Origin of the sequence: Bradyrhizobium sp. HKCCYLRH3099 (assembly GCF_051167855.1) — a bacterium.
In the GTDB taxonomy this organism is placed as follows: Bacteria; Pseudomonadota; Alphaproteobacteria; order Rhizobiales; family Xanthobacteraceae; genus Bradyrhizobium.
Genome location: NZ_JBNPTW010000018.1, coordinates 58,809 through 76,186 on the forward strand (window position 1 = coordinate 58,809; position 17,378 = coordinate 76,186).

A 17,378-nucleotide genomic window follows, 5' to 3' on the forward strand; every position below is an offset into this window, starting at 1 on the left:
AGACGCGAGCAAAACGAGACCGGTTCAAACGCCATCCGGGCGCATCTCGAACAAAAAGGGCAACGCCGCGAGAGCCGTGCTGCCCTATCCGAGACCGGCGCGGACGTGACGTCAGAACGCCAGCGCCTTGGCCTGCTTGACCTGCGGCAGCGCCTGGATCTTGGCGAGCAACTCGGCCGGAACGACGCCGTCGATCTCGACCAGCGCAATGGCATCGCCGCCGGCGGCGACACGGCCGAGATGGAAGGTGGCGATGTTGATCTTGGCATCGCCAAACAGGCTCGCGAACTTGCCGATGAAGCCCGGCTTGTCCTCGTTGGTGACATAGATCATCGACTTGCCGAACTCGGCATCGACGCGGATGCCCTTGATGTCGACGAGGCGCGGCTTGCCGTCCGCATAGACCGTGCCGGACACCGCGCGCTCCTGCTGCTCGGTGATCACGGCCACGGTGATGAGGCTTTCATAGTCGCTCTCGCCCGCGCGCAGCACCTCGTCGACGATCATGCCGCGCTCCTTGGCAATGACCGGCGCCGACACGACGTTGACCTCGCCCAGCATCGGCCGCAGCAGGCCGGCCAGCACCGCCGAGGTCAGCGCCTTGGTCTTCATCTCCGCGACCTGGCCCTCATAGGTGATCTGGACCTTGGTGATGCTGCTCTCGGTGAGCTGTCCCGCGAACGAGCCGAGCTTCTCGGCGAGCGCGATGAACGGCTTCAGCTTCGGCGCTTCCTCGGCCGTGATCGAGGGGAAGTTGATCGCGTTCGAGATCGCGCCGGTCAGCAAATAGTCCGACATCTGCTCGGCGATCTGCAGCGCGACGTTCTCCTGCGCTTCGGTGGTCGAGGCGCCGAGATGCGGCGTGCAGATCACGGAGGGATGGCCGAACAGCGGATTGCTGGTCGCAGGCTCCTCGGCGAACACGTCGAGCGCAGCACCGGCGACATGCTTGGAGTTCAGCGCCTCGAGCAGCGCCGCCTCATCGATCAGGCCGCCGCGCGCGCAATTGATGATGCGCACGCCCTTCTTGGTCTTGGCGATCGCCTGGGCATCGATGATGTTGCGGGTCTTGTCGGTCAGCGGCGTATGCAAGGTGATGAAGTCGGCGCGCTTCAGCAGTTCGTCGAGCTCGACCTTCTCGACGCCGAGATCGCGCGCGCGCTCCTCGGTGAGAAAGGGATCGAAGCCGATCACCTTCATGCGCAGGCCCTGCGCGCGGTCGCAGACGATCGAACCGATATTGCCGCAGCCAACGACGCCGAGCGTCTTGCCGGTGATCTCGACGCCCATGAAGCGGTTCTTCTCCCACTTGCCGGCCTGCGTCGAGGCGTCGGCCTGCGGGATCTCGCGCGCCAGCGACAGCATCATGGTGATCGCGTGCTCGGCCGTGGTGATCGAATTGCCGAACGGCGTGTTCATCACGATGATGCCCTTGGCGGTCGCCGCGGGAATCTCGACATTGTCGACGCCGATGCCGGCGCGCCCGATCACCTTGAGCCGCTTGGCGCGCTCGATGATCTTCGCCGTGGCCTTGGTGGCCGAGCGGATCGCAAGGCCGTCATAGTCGCCGATGATGTCGGCGAGCTTGTCCTTGTCCTTGCCGAGATTGGGCTGGAAGTCGACCTCGACACCGCGGTCTTTGAAGATCTGCACGGCGGCCGGAGAGAGTGCGTCGGAGATGAGAACTTTGGGTTTTGACATGACGATGGTCCTTCAGGCCCCTCTGTGAGGGGACCACGCAGCGCGCGGAAATGGGGAAACCTGTAGGGTGGGCAAAGCGAAGCGTGCCCACCGCCCTCTCGCGTCAGGTGAAGTCGGCGGTGGGCACGGGCGCTATGCGCCCTTTGCCCAACCTACGCAGTTTCGATCAGCTTCAAGCTGCCTTCGGCAACGCGGCCTTGGCTTCGGCGAACGCCCAGTCGATCCACTGCGTCAGCAGCGCGACGTCGCTCGCTTCCACCGTGGCGCCGCACCAGATGCGCAGGCCGGCCGGCGCGTCGCGATAATGCGCGAAGTCGAAGCCGGCATTCTCCTTCTCGACCAGCGACACCAGCTTCTTGGCGAAGTCGACCTGGGCATCGGCCGACAGCGCCGTGATCGCGGGATCGACGACCTTCAGGCACACCGAGGTGTTGGAACGGATCGCAGGATCCTTGGCGAGGAAGTCGATCCACGGCGTGCGCGCCTTCCAGTCCGCCAGCACCTTGGTGTTGGCGTCGGCGCGCGCGATCAGCGCCTTGAGGCCGCCGATCGACTTGCCCCAATTCAGCGCGTCCAGATAGTCCTCGACGCACAGCATCGACGGGGTGTTGATGGTCTCGCCCTCGAAGATGCCGGCATTGAGCTTGCCGCCCTTGGTCATGCGGAAGATCTTCGGCAGCGGCCAGGCCGGCTTGTAGGTCTCGAGACGCTCCACCGCGCGCGGCGACAGGATGAGCATGCCATGTGCGGCTTCGCCGCCGAGCGCCTTCTGCCAGGAGAAGGTGACGACGTCGAGCTTCGGCCAGTCGAGCGGCTGCGCAAACGCGGCCGAGGTCGCGTCGCAGATCGTCAAGCCTTCGCGGCTCGCACTGATCCAGTCGGCATTCGGCACGCGCACGCCGGAGGTGGTGCCGTTCCAGGTGAAGACGACGTCGCTGGCCGGATCGACCTTCGACAGATCGGGGATCTCGCCATAGCCGGCATGCAGCTTGGTGACGTCCTTGAGCTTGAGCTCCTTGACGATGTCGCTGACCCAGCCTTCGCCGAAAGATTCCCAGGCGATGGTGGTGACGGGCCGCGCGCCGAGCAGCGACCACAGCGCCATCTCGACGGCGCCGGTGTCCGACGCCGGCACGATGCCGATCTTGTAGTCGGCCGGCACTTCGAGCACGTCGCGCGTCAGCTCGATCGCCTGCTTGAGCTTGGCTTTGCCGACCTTCCCGCGATGCGAACGGCCGAGAGGAGCGTCCTTGAGATTTTCGGCGGTCCATCCGGGGCGCTTGGCGCAGGGGCCGGAGGAAAAATGCGGCACGGCAGGCCGCTGCGAGGGCTTCGCTGCAGTCATCGTCTATCCTTCCAGATAGTAAGCCTCCCGTTGGGGGGAGGTGTCCCGCTGGCGTGATTATGCGAAGGGCCGTTCCTCGTCAAGGAACTTCGCGTGAGCTCATTGCTGTTCACGCAGAATTGGCTGGCATGCAAGCCACGCTCATTCCGGCGCAGCGCCGATCGGCGCCTGCCCGCGCGGCGGACGATGCAGAAAGGTCATCGATGCGTAGGCGCCGATCCAGGAGCCGACCGCCGCAAAGCCGACATAGATCCAATTCTCCGTGTAGCTGATCACCGCGAAGGACGACAGCGTGTACCAGATCGCGCTCCAGTTCGCGGCCGGCAGACGCCGCCGCGCGACGACAGCCGACGTGAACATGACATAGACCGCGTCGGTCAGCGCCGTTGCCAAGGTCACGCCGAGCGCCGTCAGCACGTTGATCTCCGACATCGTTCCGTTCCCTCCCCGTTGCCGTGCCGCACAACGTCGCAGCGTTGTGTCGTCGGATAGGCTCATGCACAATGAAGCGATCTGCACGCGCCGAACAACAAGGATAGAAGAATGCAACGCGTCCGTCTCGGGAGGAGCTCACTCGACGTCACCCGGCTCGGCCTCGGCACTGCGCCGCTCGGCGGCCTTTTCGAGCCGGTCAGTGATGGCGATGCGGAGGCAACCATCGCGGCCGCCTGGGCGCGCGGGGTGCGCTTCTACGACACCGCGCCGCTATACGGCTTCGGCCTGGCCGAGCAGCGGCTCGGCGCCTTCCTCAGCAAGCAGCCGCGCGACAGCTATGTGATCTCGACCAAGGTCGGACGCCTGCTGCGCCCTGATGCTGATGCGACCGAGGAGGACCCGCACTACAAGGGCGTGCCGGCCCTGCGGCCGCGCTTCGACTATTCCTATGATGGCGTGATGCGCTCGGTCGAGGAGAGCCTGGCGCGACTCGGTCTCGACCGCATCGACATCCTGCTCGTGCACGATCCGGATGATCATTATGATGAGGCGGTGTCCGGCGCCTTTCGCGCGCTGCAGCGCCTGCGCGACGATGGCAGCATCAAGGCGATCGGCGCCGGCATGAATCAGTCGGAGATGCTGATGCGGTTTGCCGAGGCCGTCCCGGTCGATTGTTTCCTGCTCGCCGGCCGCTACACCCTGCTCGACCAGGGCGCGCTGACGACGCTGCTGCCGCTCTGCCAGCGGCAGAACGTCGGCATCATGCTCGGCGGCATCTACAACAGCGGCATCCTGGCCAATCCCTACGGCAAGGCGAAGTTCAACTACGAAGACGCCGACGCCGCGCTGGTCGCCCGCGCCCGCGCGCTCGACGAATTGTGCAAGCAACACGGCACTGAGCTGAAGGCGGCGGCGATCCAGTTCTGCCTCGCGCATCCGGCCATCACCGTCGCGATGCAGGGCGCCCGGAACGCGGAAGAGGCCGCCGAGAACATCGCGATGGCGCAGGCGCCGATCCCCGCCGCGTTCTGGCAAGCGCTGCGTGCCAGCCATCTGGTCGACGCGCGCGCGCCGCTCCCGGGAGATGCGCCATGACACGCAGCATCGACGCGCATCAGCATTTCTGGGACCCCGGCCGTGCCGACTATCCCTGGATGGCCGGCGACGCGCTGGCGCCGATCCGCCGGCCCTATGGTCCCGGCGACCTCGCGCCGTTGCTCGCCGAGAACGGCCTCGATGCCAGCATCCTGGTGCAGACCCGGTCCTCGCTCGACGAAACCTCCGAATTCCTCGGCATAGCCGCGGCGACGCCGTTCATTGCCGGCGTGGTCGGCTGGGTCGACCTGACCGATCCCGACCTCGCATCGACCCTCGACCGGCTCCGGACGCTGCCGGGCGGCGGGAAACTCGTGGGCATTCGCCATCAGGTCCATGACGAGGACGACGCGGCCTGGCTCGATCGGAAGGACGTTCGGCGCGGTCTCGAGATTGTCTTCGCGCACGACCTGACCTACGACCTCCTGGTACGCACGCGCGAGCTGCCGGCGGCGATCGCCGCGGCGCGTGCGTGTCCGCAAGGACGTTTCGTGCTCGATCATTGCGCCAAGCCACCGATCGCCACCGGTTTCGATCAGGCCTGGGCCGACCGCATCGCCGAGCTCGCGGCCTGCGGCAATGTCTGGTGCAAGGTCTCGGGGCTGGCGACGGAAGCTGTCTGGACCGACTGGGATGCCGAGTGGCTGTTTCCGTATGTTCAGCACGTGGCTCGCTGCTACGGCGCCGACCGGCTGATCTTCGGCTCGGACTGGCCGGTGTGCCTGCTCGCCGGCCCCTATGGAGAGGTCAAGACGGCCTTGGAGCATTGCCTGACGCAGCTCGGCTCCGAGACGCGCGACAAGGCGTTCGGCCCGAACGCAGCCGCCGCCTACCGCCTGCGGATCTGATCAGAACCGCAACACCATGCCGAAATGACTCTTGGCAAACCCGAGCCGTTCGTAGAAGCGCTGCGCATCGACGCGGCTCTGATGCGTCATCAGCTCGACCAGCTTGCAACGACGGGCGCGCGCCTCCGCGATCGCCCATTGCAGCAGCTGCTCGCCGATCCCCAGGCTGCGCCGGTCGGTGGCCACGCGCACATCCTCCACCAGCGCCCGTGACGCCCCTTGGGAGCTGATCCCCGGCAGGACACACAATTGCAGACAGCCGACCACCCTGCCCGCGTCCTCGGCAACGACCAGCGTGATGTTCGCATCCCGCGAGATCGCCTCGAACGCATCGAAGTAGGATTGCGGTAGCGGATCCTCGATCCGCTCGCGCGCGCGGCCGAGATGATCGTCGGCGAGCATCGCTGCGATCGCGCCGACATCCTCGCGCCGCGCAGGCCGGATGATGATGGGCATCAGCTTTCGAACCGGCTCAGAACTTGTAGCCCAGGCCGGCGCGCACCGTGTTGACGCTGGTGTCGACCGTCGAGGTGAATCGGATGTATTCGTACTCCGCGCGGGCGAACAGGCCGCCCACCAGGTTGACGTCGACGCCGAGACCGGCGCTGTAGCCATAGATCAGATGGTTGTGCTGGATGTTGTTGGCGCTGAGCGGCTGTAGGGCCGTGTAGGTGCCGAGCTGGGTGGTGCTGACACTGTCCTGGACCGTCACGGTCTGGCCGATGTCGGCGTTGCCGAGGGCGAGGCCGAAGAACGCGTAAGGCAGGAAGCAGCCGAGCGCGTAGCCGGCGCGGCCGCGGATGGTCGCCATGTCCTTGATCGAGATCTGCGACGACTGCGTCGACGTCACCGCGTGGTAGTTGCCGTCCGACAACGCGCTGCCGCTCACCAGCGCCCGGGTGGACGAGGCCCTGCCGCCGAAGGTGCCGTGCAGGTAGCTGGCCTCGACGCCGAGCACCACGTCATCCCACTGGCTGTTGTAGCCGACGAAGCCGCCGAAGCCCGACGAACGCGAGGACTGCTTGCCGAGATTCATGTTCCAGGTCGACACCTGCATCTGGCTTTCGATCAGCGTATTGGCCAGAACCGCGGCCGTCATCGTGCTGGTCGAGCCGTTGAAGTTCTCGTCGGACGAACCGTAGCCGCCGTGGACACCGACGTAGTAGCCGTCCCAGTTGACCCGCGCGGTGCTGAGGCCCTCGGTCAGGCCGCCGCGCAGGATCGGAATGTCCGGCATATCGGCGGCCTGGGCAGCCGAGATCATGCCGCACATCGAAACCGCCACCACCAGGCTACGCATCGCAACGCTCCAATCAGAACTTGAACTCTCTGTTCCGATCATCGCGCGTTAACCTTAATCATCCGTTTCCGAAACGCCGTCACCGGCAATTCTTTCAAGCCATGCGCGAGATTCCGCGCGATGAGGCGACCGGCGAAAACGCAGAACGGCGCGGGACTGGCCCGCGCCGTTTGCTTCGTCAGAAGAGCTTAGTTCAGCTCAGCCCTTGCGGATCAGGGGCATCATCGGAGGCGGCGGAGGATTGTCGAAGTTCCAGCGCACGCCGAGCTTCAGGTCATGCGAGGTGATGTCCTTGAACTTGAAGAAGTTGCCGGTGGTGGTGCCGGTATAGGTCGACAGCACGCCGGTCTGCCCCTGTCCGAGATCGACATAGCTGTAGGCCAGTTCGAGCACGAGGTTCGGATTGACGTTGTAGGCCAGACCCGCATGCGCCGCCCAGGCGAAGTTCCATTTCGACGAGGTCGGCGCCGTGGCGAAGCTCGTGGTCGTGAACGGCAGGTTGTTGATGCCGGTGTCGGTGAAGTTCGAGATCGTGACCCGCGACCCGCCGACGCCCGCGCCGATGAACGGCGTCACGCACCACCAGGTGCCGAGATCGACATAGGCGTTGGCCATGACGACCCATTCCGACTTGCTGGCGGTGTAGTTGTCGATGCCGCTGTACGGCACGCCACCCGCCGTCGCGTTGAAGCGGTCGGTGCCCTTGAAGTTCGAATTGCCGCGATACTGGCCGGTGACGTCGGCGCGGAACCAGCTGTTGAAGCGGTAGCCGACGCCCACGCCGTAGATGCCGGCGGTGTCGAAGCCCGAGGTCTGCTCGAACGAGGTCATCGGCGTGTAGGCCGACTCGCGGGTGTAGTGGACGTCCTTGACCTTCTGATTGCTGAAGCCGATATCGCCGCGCAGATACCAGCCGCCGAAATCGGCTGCCGGCGGCGGTGCGTAGACCGGCGGGGGCGCGATCGGCATGTCGGCCGCAAAGGCCAGAGTTGAAAACAGAGAGGCCGCTCCGGCGGCGATCAAAGACATAACGCTACGCATTGGCTTCGTCCCTTTGGCCGGTGAGGCGTTCGGAAATGGGCCCCACATCACAACTGACGGCTGTACAATCGCACCAAATGCTTAAGCGGCGCTTAACCCTAATAATTAAGGTTGATTTTTCCTGAGGACGCAGGAACCGTTAACGACCACGCAACGAGTCCTAATGATTGGTTAGCGGCCGAGTCTCCGCTCCGTGGATCGCCAACTCATTAGTTGAGTTTAGACCGCCTCACTTATCAGTCCGCTCGGACAACCGAGAATTGCGACATGAAGTCGTCGCCGCGGCGGCGGTGCGCTCCCTCTCCCCGTCCTTCACGGGGAGAGGGTTGGGGTGAGGGGCAGCCGCACGGGCGGTGCAGCTATTATGCAGCGAACTAATTCTGGATGAGCTCAGAAGAAATGACGTGGGATGTGACATCAACATGCTCCATCGACGCGACATCCGTGCCCGTCCGACGGACCATGATCTTGGCCTCATATGTGCCATGCCCCTCACCCGGATTGCTGCGCAATCCGACCTCTCAGCGCGAGCGAAGCTCGTCGCGCCCCCGCAAAGGGCGGGGAGAGGTTGCACCGGCCGCGCCGACGCAGGTTGCCTCAACCGAGCGCAGAGAGCCGCTTGCTCGACGTGACCGGCGAACCAACAAACAAAAGGCCTACCATCGAAAGATGACAGGCCTTGCTGATGAATTGATCAGTCGATGATCAGGCCGCAGCAGCCGCGTTACCGACCGCCGCGACGATCTCGTCGACGACCTCCTCGACCAGGTTGCGATCGTCGCCCTCGCCCATCACGCGAATGACAGGCTCCGTGCCGGAGGAGCGCACCAGCAGCCGGCCATGCCCGTTCAGACGCCTCTCGCCGGTATCGATCGCCGACTTCACCGCATCGGCGTCGAGCGGCTTGCCGCTGCGATAGCGGACGTTCTTGAGGATCTGTGGCAGCGGATCGAACTTGTGGCAGACCTCGGAGACGGGACGGCGCAGCCGCTGCACCGTCGCCAGCACCTGCAGCGCCGCAACGAACCCGTCGCCCGTCGTCGCGTAGTCCGACAGGATGATGTGGCCGGATTGCTCGCCGCCGAGATTGTAGCCGTCGGCCAGCATGCGCTCGAGCACATAGCGGTCGCCGACCGGCGTGCGCACCAGCTCCATGCCCTGCCCCTGCAGGAAGCGCTCGAGGCCGAGATTGGACATCACGGTGGCGACGATGCCGGGTCGCGCCAGGCGGCCGTCTTCCTTCCAGCTCTGCGCGATCACAGCGAGCAGTTGGTCGCCGTCGACGATGTGGCCGCGCTCGTCGACCAGGATCACGCGGTCGGCGTCGCCGTCGAGCGCGATGCCGATGTCTGCGCGCATCTCGCGGACTTTCCGACAAAGAGCTTCCGGCGAGGTCGAGCCGCATTCCTTGTTGATGTTGAAGCCATCCGGCTCCACGCCGATCGAGATCACGTCGGCGCCGAGCTCCCACAACGCTTCGGGCACGACCTTGTAGGCCGCGCCATTGGCGCAATCGATCACGACGCGCAGGCCGTCGAGCGAAAGGTCGCGCGGCAGCGTGCGCTTGGCGAATTCGATGTAGCGGTCATGCACGCCGTCGATGCGGCGGGCGCGGCCGAGGCTCGCGCTCTGCGCCAGCTTCTTGTCGAGCGATTCATCGAGCAACTGCTCGATCTGCTTCTCGACGTCGTCGGACAGCTTGAAGCCCTGGGGTCCGAACAGCTTGATGCCGTTGTCCTCGAACAGATTGTGCGAGGCCGAGATCATGACGCCGAGATCGGCGCGCATCGACTTGGTCAGCATCGCGACCGCCGGCGTGGGCATCGGGCCGACCAGCAGCACGTCCATGCCGACCGAGGTGAAGCCCGCAACCATCGCGTATTCGATCATGTAGCCGGAGAGACGCGTATCCTTGCCGATCACCACGCGATGGCGATGCTCGCCGCGCTGGAACAGAAGGCCTGCGGCCTGCCCCACCTTGAGCGCGAGTTCCGGCGTGATCAGGCCGTTGGCACGGCCACGAATCCCATCGGTCCCGAAATAGTTACGGCTCATATGACCCCCAGCGACAGCATCTCGACTTCGTTGCCGGCGGGTGCGAATCACAATCCGAACCCATCCGGTCAGCCCGCGGGTTATAGTCGCCTTAAAGCTAAGGTGGCTTCAAAAAATGTGATGAATCATTACCACAAAACCACCGCCGTACCCGTAAGACATTGTTAACGCTAATTTTTTGGCAGACGATCAGACCACCCGCAAAGCGGGCATGACGCACCGCCACATACTCTGAGCGGGAAAAAAGGGGCCGTCATCAGAGCTCATCCCCTTCTGACCGCAACGTCCGAGATCAAGCGCGGCGAGTGGCGGCTCGACGCCGGCCCGGGGCGGCCGATGTCCGATTTGGCAGCCGCCGCAAAGATGCTAGAGGACAGGCAGCCCAAGAAGAGACCGTCGGTGGGGGAGCCGAAGCCTGCGATGAAACACGTCACCTGCATTGAAGACCTGCGCCTGCTCCACAAGCGACGCGTTCCCAAAGCCTTCTTCGACTATGCCGACCGCGGCTCCTACGCCGAAGAGACCTTGCGCGCCAACCGCGACGACCTGCAGAAGATCAAGTTCCGCCAGCGCATCCTGGTCGACGTCTCCAAGCGCGACCTCTCCACCACCATCCTCGGCGAGCCCTCGTCGATGCCGCTGATCCTGGCGCCGGTCGGTCTTCTCGGCATGCAGCATGGCGACGGCGAGATCCATGCCTGCCGCGCGGCGCAGGCCGCCGGCATTCCCTTCACCCAGAGCACGATGTCGATCTGCTCGATCGAGGACATCGCCGGCAGTGTCGAGAAGCCGTTCTGGTTCCAGCTCTACGTCATGAAGGACCGCGGCTTCATTAAGGCCCTGGTCGAGCGCGCCATCGCCGCGAAATGCACCGCGCTCTGCCTGACCGTCGACCTTCAGGTGATCGGCCAGCGCCACCAGGACATCAAGAACGGCATGAGCGTGCCGCCCGAATGGTCGCTGTCGAAACTGTTCGACTTCGCCACCAAGCCGGCCTGGGTGCAGGGCGTGCTGCAGGGCAAGCGCCGGACGTTCGGCAACATTGCCGGCCATGTGAAGAACACCGAGGATCTCACCAAGCTCTCGGCCTGGACGGCGGCGCAGTTCGACACCTCGCTGAACTGGAAGGACGTCGACTGGATTCGATCGATCTGGCCGGGCAAGCTGATCATCAAGGGCATCCACGACATCGAGGACGCCAAGCTCGCGGCCGAGACCGGCGCGCAGGCGCTGGTGGTGTCGAACCATGGCGGCCGCCAGCTCGACGGCGCGCCATCGTCGATCCACGTACTGCCGGGCATTGCGGAAGCTGTCGGCGACAAGATCGAGATCATGTTCGACGGCGGCATCCGCTCCGGCCAGGACGTCATGCGCGCGCTCGCGCTCGGCGCCAAGTCCTGCATGATCGGCCGCGCCTATGCCCACGGCCTCGGCGCCGGCGGGCAGGTCGGCGTCGCCAAGGCGATCGACATCATCCGCAACGAGCTGCTGACCACGATGGGCCTCTGCGGCGTCAACACGGTCGCGGAGATCGACCGCAAGGTGCTGGCTGATTAGTTCGGGAATAGTCGGCGAGCAAGGTTCGGACTAATCAGCTTATGTGATCCGGACTGCACCACATCAAGGCTGTCGTCCCGGACAAGCCGTGACGCGCGTCAGCGCGTCGCGGCGCCGATCCGGGACCCATACTCCGCAGCCGTCGTGTTGGGCAGGAAGCCAATCGCCAGCCTGCCTCAAACCACTCCCTGGGGGTATGGGTCCCGGCGTTCGCCGGGACGACACCATTTGTGAAGGCACGCCTGAGCGCGACGACTTAGGGCAAAGCTACATCGGCGGCGTCAGCCCGTCGCGGCCGACGCTGACGCGGCTGGTTTCGAGCGAGCCGTCCGGCAACTGCTTCACGGTGGCCATCACCTTTGCGCCGGCCTTCAGCTCGGATTTGTCCCCGGGCACGAAGGTGACGATCGGCGTATCCGGCGTGATGTCGACGCGCTTCTCGCCGCCCTTGTATTTGACCAGCAGCGTATGGCCATCGGTCGAGACCGAGCTGTCAGCGACGGTGGCGTTGGTCATGCTCGAGTTCGGCTTCAGATCCCACGGACGCGAGCCCTCGCCGGTGCCGCGCATCTCCTCGGGGAAGATGTGGATCTCGACCGCCTTGGGCGCGCCGTCCGGACCGGGCACCGTGGTGGCGCCGATGAACGATCCCGGCTTGATATCGGAGAGCTCCGCCTTGACGACGCCGGACACCTTGAGGTCGCCGGCCATGCGAAGCTTGAAGATTTCTCCGCTGCGGGCCTTCACCGTCATCACGTCGGCATCGACGCTCTCGATGGCTCCGCGCAAACGCGTCGGCACGGGAGCCTGCTGACACATGGCGAACGTCGACGTCATTGCAACCATGACGAGCGCGACGACAGGACGGATCAGGGTGAAACGGGATGACATGCAGGAGGCTCCGAATTTGCTGGCTTGGGCTCTCGATCAGGTCCGCAAGCGGTCCGGCGAGACTACGTGGATTGAGACGCCACATGGCGGCCCTTATTCCATTCTCAATCCATTGTGAGAACGCGTGTCCTGATGCTCCCGGAAAAATCCGGCGGATGACCTTGCCGGGGGCGCATCAACGCGACCCGACGGACAGCAACTCCGGCCGATACTCGAAATGCATCGTGTCGTAGTGATACCAGCGGCCGCCCCAGATGAAGCCGTGCCGCTCGAAGATCTCGACGATCTCTTGCGGAAGGCGGTTCTTGTAAGGAATGGACGCCGATTTCTTCGCGTTCCAGAGCCAGTAGTCGGAGTAATCCAGGTTCAGATCGATCGCCGCCGCGTAGCCGTGCATGCTCATCCGGCCGGTGTCGGCGACAGGCCGGCAGGACAGCACGCCGGCGATCGGAAAGGCGGCGCGCCTGATCTTCGGGTCGAGCTCATCGATCTCGGCGGAGATCTGCTTCAACCGTTCGGCCACGCCGTTGACGCTGGTCACGCGGACCGTCCTGCCCCAGCTCTTCGGCAGCCAGGTGATGGTCACCAGATGCCGGTTCACACCATCAGCGGTGCAGTCGCCATACATCTTCTTGAAGAAGGCCTCGTTGCGAAAGCGTCCGGGATCGGCATTGACCGCGGGCGGGGACGGCGCTCCCGACGGATAGGACAGGCTGAGCTGATCGAGAATGGTCGCATTGCGCAGTTTGTCGGCGAAGGGCCGTTGCGGATCGAGTTTGCCCACCGGCATGCGCGTGCCGTCGCGCCAGATGATCGCCTCATCATCATGTCCGGCCAGCGCGCGCGGATAGGCCTGCACGAGGCGATCGAGCAGCTCGGCCGCCGTCTCCGATCGGGCGGCCGAGGCCGACAGCAAGGGCAGACCGATGCAGATCCGTGTCAGCCAGCGGAGGGCGCGACGGGTCACGGCCGCTTGCTCATCTGGTCGATCAGCTTGACGTTGGCTTCCTCGACGCCGCTCAGGACCGGGTTCCAGGTCGAAGGGGCATACCAGGCGAACCGGCCGAAATACGCCCTGAGATCAGGCGCATCGAAGAAGCGTCCGCGCCGCGCAAAGATCTCGTTCCTGGCGAGCCGCAGCTCCGCCTTGGACAGCCGCGCCAGCTCGCCTGGCGTCAGCAGGCGACGATCGGAATCGGCGAAGATGAATCCGCTCGGCTGCGCCCCGCCATTCTCGGCGCGATCGAGAAAATCGACATTGGCCGATTCGACCGGGTTCAGGACCGGATCCCAGGTGCGCGGCACGTACCAGGCGAACTTGCTGAAATAGGTCGTGAGCTCGGGCGAGGAGAAATAGCGGCCGCGGCGGGCGAAGATCTCGTTGCGGGCGATGCGAAGCTCCTCCTTCGTCCGCCCCTGCAGGTCGGCCGCGGACAGCAGACGCTGATCGGAGTCGGCAAACACGAAATCTGGCGATCGCGACGCACTTGCCAGCGCGGGCGCCGGCCCGGACGGCGGCGGAACGGCCGCGACGACGGGAGCCGACGGCTGCCCGGTCCCCGGCCCCGCGAAGTAGAACGTGCCGTCAATCGGTGACGAGGCGACCCAGGGCTGCTGCGCGCTGGCGGTGGCCTTCTTCACCGTGAGGCCGACCTGGTTGAAGGCCTGGAGCACATCCAGCCCCGGCCGCTGCACGGCGTCGACCAGCGCGCGCGTATAGGGACTGTGCCCGTCATCGCCGTCCAGCGCGACATTGCCGGGCTGCGTCGCATAGGAGAGAATCGTCCCCTCAGGCGCGCGGATCTGCGCGAGGCCGCCATCGCTCGCTCTCAAGCCCCGTCCGCCGAATGGATTGTTGCGGCAGGCGTCCAGGATGACAATGTTCAGCTTGGTCCCGGCCGCTTCCATCTGGCGCAGCACGAGCCCGACATCGACCATCATGAAATCGACATCGGCCTCGCGGGCCGGGTTGGCGCTGATCGGAACGAGATAGTTGGTGCCGCGCACCTGAATGCCATGGCCCGCGTAGTAGAACACGGCCACATCGGCGCCCATGAGCTGCTTGCTGAAGGTCTGGATGACCTGATCGAACCGCGCCTTGTCGAGATCGAGCTGCGCGGCGCCGCCGATCAACGTGAAACCGAGACGCTGAAACGTTTCGGCCACCAGCCGCGCGTCATTGGCCGGATTGGCAAGCTTGCCGACGCTCTGATAGTCGGAGTTGCCGACCACGAGGGCGACCTGCGTCGCCGCCCGGCCCGGCAGGATGCCGAGCACCAGGAAGACCAAAATACCAAAAACCGATCGTCGCATCGTCCGTCCTCAAATCCGGACGATGTTCTACCGCGCCCGGCCGGCGATATCGACCGCGCCATTGCGGCCATATCGCGGACAGGATGGCGACAACAGCATTGCTGCTATCTGCTCCGGAGATCGGCCTCGACCAGCGCGCGCAACTCGGGCGTGACCTGAGGGCGTCGACCAAACCACAGTTCGAAACCGCGGACGGCCTGATGCAGCAGCATGCCGAGCCCGTCCGCCGTGCGCAGCCCCCGCGCCCGCGCGACGCCGAGCAGCGGCGTCTGCAGCGGCACATAGACGATGTCGGCGACGACGGCTTGCTGCGGGAGAAGATCGACCTCGAGCATGAGCGGCGGCTGGCCGTGCATGCCGAGCGAGGTGGTGTTCACGAATAGGCCCGCCCGCGGCAGCAGCGTATCGACGCGATCCCAGCCCTCGGCCACGACGCGATCACCGAACTGATCGGCCAGTGCCTGCGCACGCGACGCGGTGCGGTTGATGACATGGACGCGGCCGATGCCGCGTTCGAGCAGGCCGAACACGACGGCGCGCGCCGAGCCGCCGGAGCCCAGCACGAGGGCCTCGTCGGTGCGGTCCCAGCCCGGGGCGGACGCATCGAGGTTGCCGATGAAGCCTTCGACGTCTGTGTTGGTCGCGCGCAGAATGCCGTTCTCATACCACAGCGTGTTGGCGGCGCCGACCGCTCGGGCCCGCGCGTCCGGCTCGGTCAGTTCGAGCACCCGCTCCTTGTGCGGAATAGTGACGTTGGCGCCGACGAAGCCCCGGCTGTGGAGATGGGCGACGAAATCGGCCAGCTCTTCCGGGGGGACCGCCTCGATGGTGTAGCCGCCGGCGATGCCGAGTTCGTGCAGCCAATGGTGATGGATCAGCGGCGAGCGCGAATGCGCGGCAGGCCAGCCGATCAGGCACGCGGCGGGGGGTTTGGCAGCACGGGTCATGGCCGTGACATCGGACAAGCCCCGCTTGGAGTCAATGCTCTCGCCCCGGCAAGCACTACGGCCCGCCAAGGCCGGGCGGATCAGCTCGCCGCCAGCCCGTCGGCGATCTCCTCGCGCGGTGTCTCCTTGCCCTTGATGTCGGCCACCGCGCGCTCGATCGTCTCGCGATAGCGCACCAGCGGCGGCCGCACGCCATGGGTCAGCAAAGCCCGGCGCACCGTGGGCGAAGCGCCCGTGATGAACAGGCGGATGCCCTGGCGCTTCGCCTTCGCCGCGACCCGGCTCATGGCGTTGGCCGCGGTCGAATCCAGGAACGGCACGGCGGCGAAATCGACCACGAAGGCCTTGCGGCGGTCGGCGATGGAATCGAGCACGGTGCCGACGGTCGAGGCGGCGCCGAAGAAGAACGCGCCGGTGATGCGATAGACCAGCACGTCCTTATCGGCGCTGAGCTTGGAATTGTACGGCACCCGCGCGCCGTCCTCGAAGTCGGCGCGGTCCTCGGCCACGAGCGGCGAGCCGTCCTCGACGCCGGTCATCTGCGCCATGCGGTTGATGAACAGCACCGCGCCGAGCGCGAAGCCGACAAGGATGCCCTCGGTGAGGTCGCGGAAGATCGTGAGCCCGAAGGTCGCGAGCAGCACGGTGGCGTCGCCCCAGGACGAGCGGACCAGGGTGGCGAACTCGTGCTTCTCGGCCATGTTCCAGGCGACGACGACGAGCACAGCGGCCAGCGCAGACAGCGGGATGTAGCTCGCCAGCGGGGCTGCGATCAGCATGAACACCAGCAGGAACACCGAATGCAGCATGCCCGACACAGGCCCGCGAGCGCCGGCGCGAACGTTGGTGGCGGTACGGGCGATGGTGCCGGTAACGCAGATGCCGCCGAACAGCGCCGAGCCGACATTGGCGAAGCCCTGGGCCACCAGCTCGCAATTCGAGCGATGGCGGCGGCCGGTCATGCCGTCGGCGACCACCGCCGAGAGCAGCGATTCGATCGCCCCGAGCAGCGCGAAGGCAATGGCGTCGGGAAACACCGCCTGGATCTTGGCCAGCGAGAACGGCGGCAGCGAGGGCGCCGGCAGCTCGCGCGGAATGCCGCCGAACTTGGTGCCGATGGTCTCGACCGGCAGCTGCAGCGCGTAAGTGAAGGCTGCCGCAACCACGACCGCGATGAGGATGCCGGGCCAGGTCGGCCGCAGGCGCTTGAGCCCGACGATGATCACGATCGACAGCGCGGCCAGCGCGACCGCGGCCATGTTCGCCGTCGGCGCGCCATGCGCGAGCGCGACCAGCTTGGGGATCAGTTCGCCGGGCTCCTTGGCCGCCAGCGTAATGCCGAACAGATCCTTGAGCTGGCTCGCGAAGATGATGACGGCGATGCCGGCGGTGAAGCCCACCGTGACCGGATAGGGAATGAACTTGATGTAGGTGCCGAGCCGCAGATAGCCGGCGATCACCAGCATCACGCCGGACATCATCGTGGCCAGCAGCAGCCCGTCGAGGCCCTGCCGGTCGACTGTGGAAGCGACCAGCACGATGAAGGCGCCGGCCGGGCCGCCGATCTGGAAGCGGCTGCCGCCGAGCAGGGAGACAAGGAAACCGCCGACCACGGCGGTGTAGAGGCCGCGACCGGGCGACACGCCGGAAGCGATGGCGATCGCCATCGACAGCGGCAGCGCGACGATCGCAACCGTCAGACCTGAAAGCGCGTCGGCGCGGAAATCGGCGAGGCCGTAGCCCTCGCGCAGGACCGTCAGAAGTTTCGGGGAATACAGCTCGGCGAAAGTCGGCTCATGCTGTCCGACCCGCCCCCGCGTGCCGTGCTCGCTTGCGATGCTCATGCCCAT

General features: G+C 65.6%; 15 protein-coding genes. 3 read left to right on the forward strand and 12 right to left on the reverse strand.

Annotated elements, in window-relative coordinates; genetic code table 11:
* Positions 1–111: 111 nt before the first annotated feature.
* From serA to ACQR1Y_RS27460, 3 genes are all read right to left on the reverse strand, one after another.
* The gene (gene serA / locus ACQR1Y_RS27450; RefSeq protein ID WP_434878895.1) at positions 112–1,701 is read right to left on the reverse strand and encodes a phosphoglycerate dehydrogenase; all 1,590 of its coding nucleotides are present in this window, start codon (positions 1,699–1,701) and stop codon (positions 112–114) included.
* A gap of 172 nt (positions 1,702–1,873) precedes the next feature.
* Positions 1,874–3,046, reverse strand: a complete 1,173-nt coding sequence (locus ACQR1Y_RS27455; protein ID WP_434878894.1) for a phosphoserine transaminase — start codon at positions 3,044–3,046, stop codon at positions 1,874–1,876.
* A 141-nt stretch (positions 3,047–3,187) separates the two neighbouring features.
* The gene (locus ACQR1Y_RS27460; protein WP_434860475.1) at positions 3,188–3,478 is read right to left on the reverse strand and encodes a hypothetical protein; all 291 of its coding nucleotides are present in this window, start codon (positions 3,476–3,478) and stop codon (positions 3,188–3,190) included.
* Between the two features lie 111 nt (positions 3,479–3,589).
* Here ACQR1Y_RS27460 and ACQR1Y_RS27465 point away from each other — a divergent pair, with 111 nt between their 5' ends.
* Entirely contained in the window at positions 3,590–4,576 is a 987-nt protein-coding gene (locus ACQR1Y_RS27465) for an aldo/keto reductase (protein WP_434878893.1), read from the forward strand.
* On the forward strand, positions 4,573–5,424 hold the full coding sequence (locus ACQR1Y_RS27470) for an amidohydrolase family protein (protein ID WP_434878892.1): 852 nt from the start codon (positions 4,573–4,575) through the stop codon (positions 5,422–5,424). Before ACQR1Y_RS27465 ends, ACQR1Y_RS27470 begins: the two co-directional genes overlap by 4 nt.
* Here the strand turns inward: ACQR1Y_RS27470 and ACQR1Y_RS27475 are convergent, their stop codons facing one another.
* The 4 genes from ACQR1Y_RS27475 to glmM all read right to left on the reverse strand — a co-directional run bounded on the left by ACQR1Y_RS27475 (position 5,425) and on the right by glmM (position 9,820).
* Positions 5,425–5,880, reverse strand: a complete 456-nt coding sequence (locus tag ACQR1Y_RS27475) for a GNAT family N-acetyltransferase (RefSeq protein ID WP_434878891.1) — start codon at positions 5,878–5,880, stop codon at positions 5,425–5,427.
* 16 nt (positions 5,881–5,896) lie between these two features.
* Positions 5,897–6,724, reverse strand: a complete 828-nt coding sequence (locus ACQR1Y_RS27480) for an outer membrane protein (protein ID WP_434878890.1) — start codon at positions 6,722–6,724, stop codon at positions 5,897–5,899.
* 198 nt (positions 6,725–6,922) lie between these two features.
* Positions 6,923–7,765, reverse strand: coding sequence for an outer membrane protein (locus ACQR1Y_RS27485; RefSeq protein WP_434878889.1), 843 nt, complete (start codon positions 7,763–7,765; stop codon positions 6,923–6,925).
* Between the two features lie 705 nt (positions 7,766–8,470).
* Positions 8,471–9,820 carry a phosphoglucosamine mutase gene (gene glmM, locus ACQR1Y_RS27490; RefSeq protein WP_434860481.1) on the reverse strand — a complete coding sequence of 450 codons (1,350 nt, stop codon included), beginning with the start codon at positions 9,818–9,820 and terminating at the stop codon, positions 8,471–8,473.
* Between the two features lie 420 nt (positions 9,821–10,240).
* Between glmM and ACQR1Y_RS27495 the strand changes: the two genes are divergently transcribed.
* Complete coding sequence (locus tag ACQR1Y_RS27495; RefSeq protein WP_434878888.1) at positions 10,241–11,377, forward strand: alpha-hydroxy acid oxidase; 1,137 nt, start codon at positions 10,241–10,243, stop codon at positions 11,375–11,377.
* Positions 11,378–11,644: 267 nt separating this feature from the next.
* On the opposite strand, the gene ACQR1Y_RS27500 is transcribed toward ACQR1Y_RS27495, so the two are convergent.
* The 5 genes from ACQR1Y_RS27500 to ACQR1Y_RS27520 form a co-directional block, all read right to left on the reverse strand.
* On the reverse strand, positions 11,645–12,214 hold the full coding sequence (locus tag ACQR1Y_RS27500) for a hypothetical protein (RefSeq protein WP_434860587.1): 570 nt from the start codon (positions 12,212–12,214) through the stop codon (positions 11,645–11,647).
* 229 nt (positions 12,215–12,443) lie between these two features.
* Positions 12,444–13,235 (reverse strand): M15 family metallopeptidase, encoded by a 792-nt coding sequence (locus tag ACQR1Y_RS27505; protein WP_434878887.1) that lies wholly within the window; start codon positions 13,233–13,235, stop codon positions 12,444–12,446.
* Complete coding sequence (locus ACQR1Y_RS27510) at positions 13,232–14,581, reverse strand: YARHG domain-containing protein (protein WP_434878886.1); 1,350 nt, start codon at positions 14,579–14,581, stop codon at positions 13,232–13,234. The genes ACQR1Y_RS27505 and ACQR1Y_RS27510 overlap by 4 nt, the downstream gene beginning before the upstream one ends.
* A gap of 104 nt (positions 14,582–14,685) precedes the next feature.
* Positions 14,686–15,528, reverse strand: a complete 843-nt coding sequence (locus tag ACQR1Y_RS27515; RefSeq protein ID WP_434878885.1) for a shikimate dehydrogenase — start codon at positions 15,526–15,528, stop codon at positions 14,686–14,688.
* Positions 15,529–15,608: 80 nt separating this feature from the next.
* Positions 15,609–17,372 (reverse strand): SulP family inorganic anion transporter, encoded by a 1,764-nt coding sequence (locus tag ACQR1Y_RS27520; RefSeq protein ID WP_434878884.1) that lies wholly within the window; start codon positions 17,370–17,372, stop codon positions 15,609–15,611.
* Positions 17,373–17,378: the final 6 nt, after the last annotated feature.